This is a genomic window from Granulicella tundricola MP5ACTX9 (genome assembly GCF_000178975.2).
GTDB lineage: Bacteria > Acidobacteriota > Terriglobia > Terriglobales > Acidobacteriaceae > Edaphobacter > Edaphobacter tundricola.
The window spans coordinates 3,077,370-3,091,188 of record NC_015064.1 but is presented as its reverse complement, the minus strand read 5'-3'; the positions used below and the strand labels follow the sequence as shown (position 1 = coordinate 3,091,188).

At 56.3% G+C, this 13,819-nt stretch carries 9 protein-coding genes; 3 read left to right on the top strand and 6 right to left on the bottom strand.

The window, feature by feature from the left end:
* Nucleotides 1-475 precede the first annotated feature (475 nt).
* Nucleotides 476-3,139 (top strand): TonB-dependent receptor, encoded by a 2,664-nt coding sequence (locus ACIX9_RS13225; RefSeq protein WP_013580992.1) that lies wholly within the window; start codon nt 476-478, stop codon nt 3,137-3,139.
* Between the two features lie 71 nt (nt 3,140-3,210).
* Here the strand turns inward: ACIX9_RS13225 and ACIX9_RS13220 are convergent, their stop codons facing one another.
* The 3 genes from ACIX9_RS13220 to ACIX9_RS13210 all read right to left on the bottom strand — a co-directional run bounded on the left by ACIX9_RS13220 (nt 3,211) and on the right by ACIX9_RS13210 (nt 6,255).
* Nucleotides 3,211-3,651, bottom strand: coding sequence for a hypothetical protein (locus tag ACIX9_RS13220; protein ID WP_013580991.1), 441 nt, complete (start codon nt 3,649-3,651; stop codon nt 3,211-3,213).
* Nucleotides 3,652-3,751: 100 nt separating this feature from the next.
* Nucleotides 3,752-5,506 carry a DNA polymerase/3'-5' exonuclease PolX gene (gene polX, locus ACIX9_RS13215; RefSeq protein WP_013580990.1) on the bottom strand — a complete coding sequence of 585 codons (1,755 nt, stop codon included), beginning with the start codon at nt 5,504-5,506 and terminating at the stop codon, nt 3,752-3,754.
* A 113-nt stretch (nt 5,507-5,619) separates the two neighbouring features.
* Complete coding sequence (locus ACIX9_RS13210; protein WP_013580989.1) at nt 5,620-6,255, bottom strand: NUDIX hydrolase; 636 nt, start codon at nt 6,253-6,255, stop codon at nt 5,620-5,622.
* A gap of 87 nt (nt 6,256-6,342) precedes the next feature.
* On the opposite strand from ACIX9_RS13210, the gene bshC reads away from it, so the two are divergent.
* Nucleotides 6,343-7,956 carry a bacillithiol biosynthesis cysteine-adding enzyme BshC gene (gene bshC, locus ACIX9_RS13205; RefSeq protein WP_013580988.1) on the top strand — a complete coding sequence of 538 codons (1,614 nt, stop codon included), beginning with the start codon at nt 6,343-6,345 and terminating at the stop codon, nt 7,954-7,956.
* A 62-nt stretch (nt 7,957-8,018) separates the two neighbouring features.
* On the opposite strand, the gene ACIX9_RS13200 is transcribed toward bshC, so the two are convergent.
* From ACIX9_RS13200 to ACIX9_RS13190, 3 genes are all read right to left on the bottom strand, one after another.
* Nucleotides 8,019-8,339 (bottom strand): hypothetical protein, encoded by a 321-nt coding sequence (locus ACIX9_RS13200; RefSeq protein WP_013580987.1) that lies wholly within the window; start codon nt 8,337-8,339, stop codon nt 8,019-8,021.
* Nucleotides 8,336-8,998: an RNA polymerase sigma factor gene (locus tag ACIX9_RS13195; RefSeq protein ID WP_041597109.1), complete on the bottom strand. Its 663-nt coding sequence runs from the start codon at nt 8,996-8,998 to the stop codon at nt 8,336-8,338. The genes ACIX9_RS13200 and ACIX9_RS13195 overlap by 4 nt, the downstream gene beginning before the upstream one ends.
* Nucleotides 8,999-9,178: 180 nt before the next feature.
* Nucleotides 9,179-10,234, bottom strand: coding sequence for a ThiF family adenylyltransferase (locus ACIX9_RS13190; RefSeq protein WP_013580985.1), 1,056 nt, complete (start codon nt 10,232-10,234; stop codon nt 9,179-9,181).
* 568 nt (nt 10,235-10,802) lie between these two features.
* Between ACIX9_RS13190 and ACIX9_RS13185 the strand changes: the two genes are divergently transcribed.
* A complete protein-coding gene (locus ACIX9_RS13185) occupies nt 10,803-13,817 on the top strand; it encodes a POTRA domain-containing protein (protein WP_232298715.1) in 3,015 nt (1,004 codons plus the stop codon).
* Nucleotides 13,818-13,819: the final 2 nt, after the last annotated feature.

Genomic DNA, 13,819 nt, shown 5'->3' with positions numbered 1-13,819 from the left:
TTACGTTTGCGGGGATACTGCTCATCCTGTTGGCGAGCACTGCCCAGGCTTCGCACATCCATAGCGATTGGCTTCCGCATCAGCCAGGGCAATTAGAGGCACAGGCCGATGGCGCTTCGCTGCCGGGCAGTGAGGCGGCCTGTCCTCTCTGCGTAGGCATGCACTCTGCCTTGACCTCAAGTCAGGGAAGCGGAGCAATTGGCGAAGCTCCCACTGAACAGCGTTTTTTCACATCCGTGACCTATGACGGTTTGGGTGAGCAGTATTTTCAGCTCTTTAGCAGGCCCCCTCCATTCGCTTTGGTCAATTAATTTTCTTGCCAAGCTTATGAGTTGAGCGTGTTTGCGCCGCGTGTGACGCAGGTTCACGGTCAACTCTCATGATCAGCAGTCGCGCCTTCGTGCGCGCTTGAGCGAAGGAAAGCCAAGTCGCTTCCCACTCGTCTGCTTCCGCAGCAGACCGGAGTTGTGTCTCTATGCAAAGATTTCAGTTCAGTCGTTTCACCTCAACCACCTATGCGCTCGGCATCATTCCAGGCCTGTTTACAGCTCTGGCATTAGGGCAGAGCAGCTCCGGCACCGTGAATGGAGTGGTCAAAGATCCCATGGGCGCGGCCCTTCCGGGGGCGGTTGTTGTTCTCGAGAATCCCGTCAGTGGGTATACACGGACGGCCAAAGCCGATGAGACCGGACAGTTTCGCTTTTACAACGTTCCATTCAACCCTTACAGGCTCTCCGTGACGAGCGGCGGCTTCGCATTGGCGGCGCAGAATATCGAGGTCGAGAGTGCGCTGCCGCTGATGATCCCGATCAGCCTCAGGGTTGCGGGTTCAGCGACCAGTGTGACGGTGGAGACGTCCCCAGATCTCCTGGAGAATGATCCGCACTTTCATACGGATATCGATCGCTCGACGATCGAACGGCTTCCCGTCGAGTCCCCGAGTTCAGAGTTGAGCTCGATTGTGACGGAGTTGTCGCCAGGTGTGGCTGCTGACTCGAATGGGCTGTTGCATGGCCTGGGAGATCACAACGAGGTTTCGTTCAGTATCGACGGGCAGCCGATCACGGATCAGCAGAGCAAGGTGTTTTCGAATCAGGTGCCGGCTGCGGCGATTCAATCGCTTGAAGTGATTGAAGGGGCTCCACCTGCGGAGTATGGGGATAAGACAAGCCTCGTGATTGTGGGGACTACTCGTTCAGGTCAAGGAGTGAGCCGACCCACGGGAACGGTAAGCCTCTCCTATGGAAGCTTCGGTACAAGCAACATCGGTGTCGACCTGGCTTACGGAACGAAGAATTTTGGGAACTTCTTTGCTGCGAATGTGCTGGAGTCCGGCAGGTTTCTGGATGCACCGGAGTTTGCGGTGTATCACGATAAGGGGAATGAAGAGAATCTGTTTGACCGGGTGGATTTTCAGTTAAGCCCTGTCTCCTCGATTCATACGAATCTTCAGTACACGCGCTCATGGTTCCAGACGCCAAATAGTTATGACACGCAATTAGGATATTTTCAGAACGGCATGACTCCTGGGGCAACCGATCAACGGTCCAAGATTGAAACGTTCGATATCGCTCCAACGTATACACGCTTGATCAGTGATACGACAGTGTTCAACTTTGCTCCGTACATCCGTCGTGATGCCTATAACTACTATCCCAGCAACAATATGCTTGCGGATCTTGGTCCGATTCAGCAGGAGGCGGTGGCACAGCAGCGATCATTGACGAACGCTGGAGTTCACTCTGATATTTCTTATGTGAAGGGGCATCAAAACATCAAGTTCGGCGGTATGTATGAGCAGACCTTCCTGCGCGAGAATGATCAGATTGGTCTGGTCGATCCGACGCTGAACGATCCGGCGGGAGCGAACTTCAATCCGGTCCTTGCGCCTTACGACCTGACCCGTGGTGGAACGACCTATGCGTATCACGGACAGACGGATGTAAAACAGCTGGCGCTATACGGGCAAGACCAGATCACTGCCGGGCATTGGCTCTTCAATCTTGGTTTGCGAGGAGATTTCTACAACGGGCTCAGCGTCCAGCGGCAGGCCGAGCCTCGCGTCGGGATCTCATACAACATCAAGCAGACGGGAACCGTTCTGCGAGTTTCGTATGCGCGCACGCAAGAGACGCCGTTCAATGAGAACCTGGTGCTCTCAAGCCAAGGCTGTTTGAATCCCGTGATCCAGGCGGTGTTTCTGACGCTTGGACCCTGCAATCCAGCGCCTTTCAACCCTGGATTTCGCAACGAGTTCCACGCCGGACTGCAACAGAGCATCGGACATCATTTCGTGTTCAGCGGCGACTATATTACGAAATACACGCACAACGCATATGACTTCAGCGTTCTGGGAGCTACGCCGATCACGTTTCCAATCGAATGGCATAACTCGAAGATTCCGGGCTTTTCGCTCAGTGGAACGCTCACTGAGGTAAAAGGTCTCACGGCGCGGGTTACCATGTCCTCGGTTGCGGCTCGGTTCTTCAATCCGCAGATCGGAGGGGTGGGCGCGACGGTTGGAGCACCAGGCGGGTTCCCATTCCGGATCGATCATGACGAGCGGTTCAATCAGACGACTCACCTGGAATACAAGATGCCGTTCCGGAAGAGCCTCTACTATTCGTTCAATTGGAAGTTCGACAGCGGGCTCGTGGCTGGATCTACGCCTTGCTACAACGTGACGGACCCGAACAGTGCCTGCGGTGGATATTCCTTCGATGCCAACGGGAATCCGCTTACGTTGAATGGAAAGCCTGCGATCGATCTAAGCAGCCTGACCGCTGATGAGGAGTTTCAGGCCGGTCTGGTGTGCGACGGGGTTCATGCAACGCAGATCAATGGTTTTTCTATCTGCGATGCGGCGGGGCTGACCTCCAAGCTGATCAATATCCCTGCTCCAGGAACTGAAGACGATGACCATCATCCGCAGCGGATTGCGAATCGTAACTTGTTCGACATGCAGATGGGTGATGATCAGATCATTCGATTTGGTGGAGACCGTTACCGGATCGGCGCCCGTTTGACGGCCATCAATGTGACGAACAAGTACGCGTTGTATAACTTCCTTTCAACCTTCTCCGGAACTCACTATGTCTCACCGCGCACCATAACGGGGGAGATCGCGTTCCACTTCTAACGGGAGGCGAGATAAAGAAAGGGCGCTCATCCAGATGTCTGGATGAGCGCCCTTTGGCCGTCAGAATGATTTTATGCGGTCGTGTCGATGATGGAACCGGAAGTGTTTCCTGTCTGAATGAGGTAGCCGGCGAGTGTCGAGAGCGCATCGCTGGTGCTTCCGGCATCAAGTGATTTGGAGATGCTGGTCAGAAGCTTGTTCAGGGCATTGTCGCTTGAAGATGAGGAAGACGAGGAGCCGTCCTGGGCTTTGAGGTCCTTCTGGAGTCTGGCTATGTCTGACTTTGCTGCAGAAACATTGCCGACGGCGAGATCCTTGAGGAGCTGAACGGTGTCTTTGGAAAGCGGGGAGGACGCGCTGCTGCTGGGGGCGTCGAGGTCCGATGTCGAGAGCGAAGAGTTGCTAACGGAGGCCGTGGAGGCCGCGCTCCCGGTGCCCGAGGTGCTGGTCGAGGCGGTATTCAGATTACTGAGTAGTTCAGAGGTACGTAGAGCAGAGAGTGCCGAAAGCATGTTTGACCGTCCCGTGATTCGGTGAAGTCGGAATCGTCGACTGCACTCAAGTTACCGGTCTATCGGCAAGATCCCTATACGACTTCAGTGCCAGACCAATTTATGGCCGGGGGCGGAGACTTGCGAGGAAGTCTTCCGGGGTTGGAGCGGTGTTGATGACATCGGCCGAAGTCAGCCAGGCGCGCCGAAGCTGGACTATACCGTGTTGCATGTGGTCGAGTTCGTCGGTTGCATGAGCATCTGTGTTGACGACTATCTTGCAGCCAAGCGATTTTGCCAGGCGCATATGCGAGTCGGAGAGGTCCGTGCGGGCGGGAGCCGCGTTATGCTCGACCGCTACGCCCAGCTCCGAGGCTCTTCGGAAGATCTGCTCCAGGTCGATCTTGTAAGGATCGCGGCGAAGGAGCTTGCGTCCGGTTGGATGGGCGAGGATGCGAACGTAAGGGTTTTCAATTGCGCGGAGAACGCGAGCCGTCATCACCTCGATCGGCTGGTCGAACTTGCTATGGACGCTGGCGATCACGATGTCGAGTTGTGCCAAGGTCTCATCGGTGAGATCCATCTCACCCTCGCCCAGGATGTCGCACTCGATCCCTGTAAAGATGTGGATACGACCTTCCATCTCCTGATTCACTTGCCGGACGCGGGCGGCGTGGGCGAGAGCCCGCTCATCGTTCATGCCATTGGTCATCGCCAGGTTTTTTGAGTGGTCTGTGATGGCGATATAGCGGCGGCCCCGAAGGATGGCGGCCTCTGCCATCTCGCGGATGGTGTAAGTCCCGTCGGTTTCAGAGGTGTGCATGTGAACGTCGCCATGCAGGTCCGCCAGGGTGATGAGCTGGGGCAAGGTGTGATTGGCAGCTGCTTCCAGTTCTCCGCAATTCTCACGGAGTTCGGGTGGAATGAAGTCCAGGTCAAGTGCGTTGTAGATGGCCTCTTCTGATTCGGAGGCGATGATTTTATTGTCCTCGAGCCGAAGCAGTGCGTACTCCGAAAGGGTCATTCCTCGTTTGATCGCACGCTGACGAAGCGCGACGTTGTGATGCTTGGAGCCGGTGAAGTATTGCAGGGCGGCGCCGTAGCTTGAGCGGGGTAGCAGACGGACGTCGACCTGCAGGTTGTTCCGGAGGGTAAACGTGACTTTGTTCTGCCCGCGAGCCATGAGCTTGTCGATGAGCGGGAGGGTAGCGACGTGCTCTACGGCGGAGGCGACTACATCCGGCTCGCAGGCTGGGCCGGTTGCCAGAAGGTCAAGGTCGCCTACGGTCTCGCGTCCGCGGCGAAGAGATCCGGCGGGGGTGACCTGATCGATGCCGGGGAAGGCGAGGATGAGCTGCGAGATCTTTTCGGCGTAGTCGCGGGCTTGATCGATGCGAAAGCGGGAGGAGTTCTTGCGATGATCCTCAATTCCTTTGAGGAGCTTGACGGTAAACTTTTCGCCCATGCGGGGCAGGGCGGCCAGGTGGCCTGCCTTGGCGGCTGCTTCCAACTCATCTATGTTTGAGACCTGAAGCGCGGACCAGACCAGGGCAACTGTCTTGGGCCCCATCCCAGGCAGGCGGAGGAGTTCAAGCATGGTGGGCCGGTACTTTTGCAAAAGTTCTTCGCGAAGAGGCATTGAACCGGTGGCAACCAGGTCGCGAATGTTGGCCGCCATCGCTTTACCAATGCCTGCGATGGCGAGGAGTGCCTTGGGGTCGGCTTCCGGGGTCGCCAGCGTTGCAAGCTGGGTGGTCTGTTGTTCGACCGCCTCGGCCGCCCGACGGTACGACCGGATGCGGAAAATGTCAGCACCGTCGATTTCGAGCAGTGAGGCGGTTTCGTCCAGGAGTCGAGCGAGAGAGATGTTGTCCATAAGATAGAAGAGCGGCCACAGCAGGGTAGCCGCTCCTACGATTATGACTCGATTGGGCGGTCGTCGCCTAACCGCAAATCTATTTTGGCGAGGGATGGATTACTGACCGATTATCAGAGCTTGGACGTGTACAGAAGAACGGCGAGCATAGTCTTGGCATCCTCGATCTTGCCGTCACGGATCATGGACAGCAGCTCTGCAAGCGGGATGTGGAGGAGGTCAATCTTTTCGTCCTCCTCCGGCTGAGCGAGGCCCTCTCGAATCTCTTCTGCGAGAAAGACCTGCATGTGTTCGGCCAGAAAGCCGGGGCTGGCGTAGTAACGGACAAGACGAGACCAGCGTTTGGCGCGGAAGCCGGTTTCTTCGATCAGTTCACGTTTGGCGGCGGCCAGGGGCGCCTCGCCGGGTTCGATACGGCCGGCAGGAAGCTCAAGAAGGAATTTACCGGCGGCATGACGGTACTGGCGCTCAATGAGGACTGTGGGCTCTGGAGCACCGGTATCCGGGTTTGTTCGGGAACCGATCGCCAGGATCACAACAGAGCCGTTATGCCGGACGATGTCGCGCGTGCTGGTGACTCCGCCGGGCTCAGTGACCTTCTCGGTCACCACGGAAAAGACCTTGCCCTTGTAAGAGACCTTTGAAGAAAGGATGTGAGCCTTGGTGGCGGAGGGCGTGGACGAAGAGGGAAGGGGAACGCTTTTCGTCGACTTCACGGGTTTGATTGGTAGCTTTGTCTTGGTGGCCATGGGGGTACGGTATCATTCTGCGTCGGGTGGATGAAGGAGTGCATCCAAAACGTTGTCTAATACAGTAATGGTTGGAGCAGGAGAAAGATGAGCCCAGAGTGTTATCCGATGAGCGTGCTGCCGCATATCTCCAAGTTGTATGGGGATTACCTTGCCATGGGCGGAGACGCGGACACGCCGTTGCGGGGGTGGTACGGCGCTGAACCTCTGGGTGCTGGATGGATGGGGCGTGAGGTTGGAGTGGCCCATTCAAGCAGACTTGCAGACCTGCTGAAGGATCAGGTCCGGGAGTTTGGTGGTGGGGCCGCCGCCCTGGCGAACGTGGAGCGGCTTCGGAACGGGGCGCACGCGGTCGTGACGGGGCAGCAGGTTGGACTGTTTGGCGGGCCGCAGCTCACCTTGCTGAAGGCTGCTACTGCCATCGCCCGTGCAAAAGAAGCGGAAAAAGTCACTGGTAAAGCACATGTTCCTGTGTTCTGGCTTGCCAGTGAGGATCATGACCTAGCGGAGGTTGACCAGGTCTCGCTGCCGGGGAAGAAGGAGTTGGAGACGCTCAGGCTTGGTTTGCGCGGGCACGGCGGCGAGGTGGGGAAGATACTTTTGGGTGACGGCGTGGAGAACGCCCTTGATCAAGCCAGCGAACTCCTCGGATATGCTCCGGTTTGCGACCTCTTGCGAGAGTTTTATAGACCGGATGCCACGCTTGCGGGGGCCTTTGCCCGCTTGATGACGCGGATCTTCGAGGAGTACGGGCTGGTCGTGATGGATGCGGCCGGACAGGGCTTCCACGCTCTTGGAGTGAGCGCTCTGCGTGCTGCCATAGAGCGGGCTGACGAACTCGAGAGGGCATTGCTGGCTCGGACAGAAGAACTGGAGCGGCTGGGTTATCACGCTCAGGTTCTGGTGAAGAGTGGCGCTTCGTTGCTCTTTCTCGTCGATGAACGAACCGGGGAGCGCCTTCCGCTCAGACGACTGGCGGATGAGAGATGGAAGTCTGGGGCGAGGACTTACTCCGTTGCCGAGCTACTTGAGATTCTGGAGACTACGCCGGAGCGCTTTAGTCCAAATGCGCTTCTAAGGCCGGTTTTTCAAGATACGATTCTTCCGACCGCCGCTTACATCGGCGGCCCAGCGGAGATTGCGTACTTTGCCCAAAGCGCGGTGCTCTATGAACGGATACTGGGACGACTTCCTGCTGTGCTGCCAAGGTTCTCAGGAACGATGATTGCCCCTGCGGTAGAGACCGTGATGAGCCAACATGAGGTGTCTTTAAAGGACCTTTTCGATGCGAAGACACCTGAGGAGTTGACGCAGCGGCTAGGGGCTCGCGCCATGCCTATCGAAGCCAAGCGCAAAATTGCGGCTGCAGGAAACGCACTAGACGAGGAATTGGGATCCCTAACGGGGTATCTGGGATCTCTTGATGAGAGTCTTGGGCGTTCTGCCGAAGTCTCCGCGAACAAGATGAGATATCAGATGAATCGGCTGAGAAGGATGGCAGCGCGGTACGAAGTCCAGAAGGAAGCGAGTCTTGCCAAGCATGCCGGTGTGATGATGCTGCAGCTCTTCCCTGACGGGCACCCACAGGAGAGGATTATCGGGGGAGTCTGGTTCTTAGGTCAGTGGGGATCTGGATTAGTCGACCGCCTTGTGCTGGAAGCGGCTCAGATGTGTCTCGGGCATTCGGTGATCCGGGGGTAGCCGTCGGATCACCCATGATCGTTGTCAAAACGATCATGGATGATCGCCGGGATGCCCATCCTCTACGCTTCGGGAAGTTTGGTCCCTAGCTGGCTCTGAATCTTGTTCCAGACTTCGTCGCTTGGCGCTTCCTGTGCAGGTTCAAACAGAAGGCGAGCCTGCTTGGCGATATATTCCAGATCACGGATGAGTGCGGAGTAGTTCGGATCGCTCCGAAGAGCAGCGAGCGGGTCTTCCTCATCGGGGTTAGCCGATGCGTGGACTGCAAACAGATCGTGAAGATCGTCGGGCTGACCGCTGTAGGAAGCGGATCCTTCGGTAGTCTCCGCGATGGTCGTGTCATCGATGGGCTTCTGTGAGCCAGGAATCTCTTTGTCGTTCATGCGGAGGCCTCTTTCAGGACTGCAGGCTGGGTGGATGATACCTGCTCGCGCAGGAGTTCACGCAGCTTAAGACGAGCTTTGTGAAGCTGAGATTTACTGTTGCCGGTGGAGCACTCGAGCATGGTAGCAATTTCGTTATGTTCAAATCCCTCCACGTCGTGGAGAACGAAGACCATACGATATCCGGGCGGCAAGGATGCGACAGCGCGCTCCAGTGCGACTCGATCTACAGAACCTGAAAGCATTGGGTCACGGCTTCCGAAGTCCCGTTTTGGCGCATCCTCTTCCGACGGGCTGATCGTCTCCTCCAAGGAAACAAGATTCAGACCCTTCTTGCGCAGGTGCATCAAGACCAGATTCACGGTCAGGCGATGAAGCCAGGTGGAAAAAGCACTTTCGCCGCGGAAGCTGCCGAGCTTCCGGAAGAGATGGAGGAAAGCTTCCTGCGTCATATCCTCTGCCTCTGAGACATTTCCGAGCATGCGGAGGCAAAGCGTATAGACACGGCGTTTGTGAAGTGAGTAGAGCTTTGAGAATGCGTCCGGGTCGCCGTTCTTTGCCGCCTCGATGGCTTCGGCTTCGCCGGCGATCGGCGGGTTCCGCTTGAACAAGCCGGGATTCGGTTTTTCCTGGGTCATTAATACGCCTTGAATATTCATTTGGGCTGGTTTCCGGTCCGTCGGCCTGAGGGCGACGCTTTGCTTACGCCAATCGGTGTCCGTTTTCTCGCCTACCTTCAAGGGTAACGCAAACGGGAATATGATGCGCGGGTGCCACCGCTCACCTCCGAAGTAGGAGAAGCACTAGGAGCGAAAGGTTGTTTCAGGGAACCAATTGCGTCAGGAGCCGATATAACGAGCGTACAGGGTCCGGGCCGTCGAGATGTCGGTAGTGCCCTGGATCAAAGCGCGACCATCAGGAAAAACCGTGATCGTGTTCGAGTCGCGACGGAACCTAAGCAGCATGGCGTTTGCCCGGATGTCCTGAAGGTCAGGGTTTTTGGCCAAAGTGGCCTGTAAAGCGGCTAAATCAAGAGGGCGGTGGTGCTCATGGATCTGGACTGAGTTTCGGCCGCACAGGGTGATATGCGGCCGTGCGGTCCCTGCCAGATGAGTGAAAACCCGGTCGCTGCAGACGGGACAGTCAGAGAGCGGCCGACCGGTAGCGATTTCACTCCGTTGATTGGTCCAGAGTTCGTGGGAGAGAAGTGTTCGCCGCATCAAACTCGTTTGACCGGTGAGAAATTTCAGGGCTTCCGTTGTTTGAATTGAAGCAGCCAGGTTCACGGCGGTGGAGAGGATGCCAGCCGTATCGCAGGTTTCGACCGGGCCGCTGGGTGGAGCGGGGAAGATGCAGGCAAGACATGCTGTGGGCTCCCACTTTGCCGAGGGGGCCGGCAGGATATTCATGGTTGCGGCGTAAGCTCCGATTGCCGCCGCGTAGATCCACGGCTTCGCTTCGCGGACCGCATAGTCATTCAGCAGGTAACGCGTTTCGAAGTTATCCGTGCAATCGAGGATCAGATCAGCGGATTGCAGGTACTCGCTGACGTTGGCTGGAACCAGATCTGCGATAGCGGTTTCGACCACTATCGATGAGTTGAAGAGTGCGATCTTGCGACGGGCTGCCTCTGCCTTCGGCAAGGCTGCCTGGGCATCGGCTTCGTCGAAGAGGATCTGGCGCTGCAAGTTCGAAAACTCTACGAAGTCCCGGTCAATGAGGGTAAGGTGACCGATGCCCGCGCGAGCCAGAAGTGAGGCTGACGCAGCTCCCGTTGCACCCACTCCAACGACTGCGACACGAGCTTGAGCAAGCAGTTCCTGCCCTCGGCTCCCGATCCCTGGGAAGAGGATCTGGCGGGAATAACGGTCATGGATTGATGAAACTTGGGGCATAGTGGGAGGGATTGATTGCATGACTGTTGCGCGCCGTTTTTGGGGGCGTCTGTTCGTAGTATAGGGAGATCGTGGGTTTTTTTCTGCCAGGCGGTATTGAAGCGTTGCAGACAAACGCTTCAGACAAATTCTGCATCGGAATGACAATAAAATGAATCGTGGGATCGGTGCGGATAGGATGCATGACCCTGTAACGCAGAGACCTCAGCTCGGTGAGAGGCTCACCGGGATCTTGAATAGGGGCCTAAGAGTGGCAGTATTGCGGTATCGGCAGCAAGAGTATCGGAGTGGGTCCGGGCGCTCACCGGCGGGGAAAGCGGGCTTTTCTGCGGATAGACACGCCCCAGCGTGCCCGAAAAATACGAAGAAAATTCTTTGGGCAACTCTACTCAGCACAATGTCGCTTGGCGGGGGTCTCTTCACACGGGCTGCTTTCTCCCAGATCCCGAGTTCCTCAACAGTGACGACTGCAACTCCCTCAGGACCCACGACCACCAATCCTTCAGGGCTCTCCTCCCCGACACCACAGGCCTCTCAAGAGCCTGCGACCTCTGCGGCGGTGGGTGCGATGGGACCGATCATCCCAGCTCTCAGCGCAAACTTGACGCAATATCAGGGCTTGCGCGTTGAATCGATTCATTACGAAGGCGTTGAGTTTGACAAGTCTGATCGCCTCACAGGCGAACTGACGCAGAAGGTTGGCGAGCCGTTCGACGCGGACAATGTCAGGCAGACAACGCGGCGGCTCTTCGCTACCGGTCGCTATCAGAATATTGCAGTGCGGGTGGTGCGTAATGGCGATGCCGTAACTCTGATCTTCGCGGGCGTTGCGCGTTCTTACATTGGTCGCATCCAGATAAACGGCGTGAAGGAAGAACGGCTTGCTTCCCTGCTGGAGTATGGCACTCAGCTCAACCCTGGTACGGCATACTCTCCCGCTCAACTCCCTGCAGCAACCGAAGCGGTGCGGCAGGTCTTGGCGCAGAACGGGTATTACGAGCCGGTCGTCGCGGTTCAGACCGAGCGCGATCCAGTCGGTAATCAGGTTAATGTCACCTACACCGTAAGCGTCGGGCCTCAGGCTCGTGTCGGCAATATCGTGATCAGCGGTACCAATCCTGGGATTTCGCTGGCGACCTTCCGCAAAAAAGGAAAGCTGAAACCCAAGAACAAGGTGACCCGCGAGACGACGAGCAATGCGCTCTCAAACCTGCGCGGGGTGTATCAGAAGCAGAACCGTCTGGAAGCCACGCTGACTCTTCAGAAATCGACCTACGATCCGGCAACCAAGCGCGTTAACTATGAGTTTCAAGCCGAGCAGGGCCCCGTCGTCAAGGTTCTTGTGGACGGAATCAAGATCTCAAAGAGCCGGTTGCATCTGCTGGTGCCGATCTTTGAAGAAGGTACGATTGATAATGATCTGCTGAATGAAGGCCGCTTCAAGATCCAAGATTTCATGGAGCAATCGGGCTATTCCGATGCGAAGGTCTCTTTTGCGGTCGAAGGCGCAGCAAGCACGACCCAGACCGTGCGCTACACGGTGGATAAAGGGATTAAGCACAAGGTTGTCGCTGTTGAAGTGACGGGAAACAAATATTTCGGAAGTCAGCTCTTAGTCGACCGGCTGGCGGTGCACAAGGCTGATGCCTATCAGAGGGTCGGCAGATACAGCACGCAGTTGGTGAAAAACGACGCCACGAATCTCGAGGGCCTTTACCGCGCGAATGGATTCAACTCAGCTAAGGTCACCTCTTCCATTAAGGATTTCGATGAGGCTGGTGGGAAGAATCTGAAGGTCGCACGTGTGGCCGTCACTTACACCGTGGTTGAGGGGACGCAACAGAAATTCGGCTCAGTAGATTTGAACGGTATAGATCCGAGCCGGAAGCAGGTATTGAGCGGCCTTTTGGGTGCAACTCCGGGACAGCCGTTTTCGTTGGTTCAGTTGTCCGGCGATCGGGATGCCTTGCTGAGTTGGTATGTCAGTAACGGGTTCGACCAAGCCAAGCTGGAAGTGAAGCAAACGATTGAAGGTGAAGATAAGAGCAAGACGGACGTTGCTTTCAACGTCATTGAAGGCCAACAGGTTTTTGTGGGCAAAGTGCTTGAGAGCGGTGTCCAACACACGAGACAGAGCCTGGTCGATCAACAAACCAAAGTGCACGCCGGAGATCCGCTTGACCAGAGTGCTTTGCTTGAGACGCAAAGAAATCTATATAACTTGGCACTCTTCAATGAAGTCGTGGCCGCCGTGCAAAATCCGGATGGCGACGCCGAGCAGAAAAATGTCTTACTGCAGATTACAGAGGCTAAGCGCTGGGATGTAACGTACGGAGTGGGATTCGAGGCTCAGACCGGGCTCCCAAGCCGTGGGATCTACTCTACGGCGCAGGGCACGACGGCCGCGCAGCAGGGTAAAGCGGGCGTGAGTCCGCGAGTTTCAGTCGATGTCAGCCGCATCAATTTGCGCGGCACTGATAATTCGCTGACGTTGCATACTGCTTATGGTTTGCTTGAACAGATTGCGACCCTCAGTTTTCAGGATCCGCACTTCCGTGGAAACAAGAATCTGGCGTTACAGATTTCGGGTGGCTACACGAATGTTCAAGACATCACGACGTTCGCGGCAAAGACCTTGCAGGCAGATCTCCGGCTCACCCAGAAGGCGACTCGTAAAGATACCTTCATCTACGACTTCGTTTATCGGCGCGTCGAAGTCGACCCGAACAGCCTGGAAATTTCACCCGACCTGATTCCGCAGCTTTCTCAGCCGGTTCGCGTGGGTGGCCCTCAGGTCACCTGGTTCCACGATACGCGGACGCCTAGCGCTTTGGATGCTACGAAGGGTTCCTATACAAGCGTGGTTGATTTTTATGCTTCTTCCAAAGTTGGTTCGCAGACAGACTTCAACCGCACCGATATTTCCAATTCGACCTACTATGCCTTTGGCAAGCGGAAGTACGTCTTTGCGCGGAATACTCGTGTAGGTTTTATCGCCAATTTCGGCGTAAATCCCAACGCCGGTAATGCTGGATGTGCGGGCGCACTTGTCAACACAAATGCAAGTTGCAATCCGATTCCCCTGCCCGAGCGCCTCTATGCAGGTGGTGCGACCTCTCATCGAGGGTTTCCCATCAACGGTGCGGGGCCTCGAGATCTGCAGACAGGATACCCGGTGGGGGGATCTGGGGTGTTCGTGAACTCACTCGAACTGCGTATGCCTGCACCCACATTGCCGGTGGTAGGAAGCAGCATTTCCTTTGTCGTGTTCCACGACATGGGTAATGTGTTTCAGCAAGTAAGTCAGATCGGTCCGAGCTTTGGGCGCTTCCATCAGCCCAATGTAGGCACCTGCAAAAATCTCACCGGCGTCAACGTATCTTGTAACTTCAATTATTTTTCTCACGCCATCGGACTGGGTGCACGCTATGCGACACCAGTGGGACCGATCCGCGTTGATTTCAGCTATAACCTCAATCCTCCCACTTACCCGGTAGAGCCTAACTCCGGCGTCTTGAATGCGCCGTTTGTGGGCACTGGAAGTCACTTCAATTTCTTCTTCAGCATTGGTCAAAGCTTCTAAGG

Bases quoted from the DNA above. Each gene is read 5' to 3' on its own strand.
- ACIX9_RS13185 (WP_232298715.1), top strand. From the start codon at position 10,803: ATGGGACCGATCATCCCAGCTCTCAGCGCAAACTTGACGCAATATCAG.
- ACIX9_RS13225 (WP_013580992.1), top strand. From the start codon at position 476: ATGCAAAGATTTCAGTTCAGTCGTTTCACCTCAACCACCTATGCGCTC.
- ACIX9_RS13190 (WP_013580985.1), bottom strand. From the start codon at position 10,234: ATGCCCCAAGTTTCATCAATCCATGACCGTTATTCCCGCCAGATCCTC.
- polX (WP_013580990.1), bottom strand. From the start codon at position 5,506: ATGGACAACATCTCTCTCGCTCGACTCCTGGACGAAACCGCCTCACTG.
- ACIX9_RS13210 (WP_013580989.1), bottom strand. From the start codon at position 6,255: ATGGCCACCAAGACAAAGCTACCAATCAAACCCGTGAAGTCGACGAAA.
- ACIX9_RS13220 (WP_013580991.1), bottom strand. From the start codon at position 3,651: ATGCTTTCGGCACTCTCTGCTCTACGTACCTCTGAACTACTCAGTAAT.
- bshC (WP_013580988.1), top strand. From the start codon at position 6,343: ATGAGCCCAGAGTGTTATCCGATGAGCGTGCTGCCGCATATCTCCAAG.
- ACIX9_RS13195 (WP_041597109.1), bottom strand. From the start codon at position 8,998: ATGAATATTCAAGGCGTATTAATGACCCAGGAAAAACCGAATCCCGGC.
- ACIX9_RS13200 (WP_013580987.1), bottom strand. From the start codon at position 8,339: ATGAACGACAAAGAGATTCCTGGCTCACAGAAGCCCATCGATGACACG.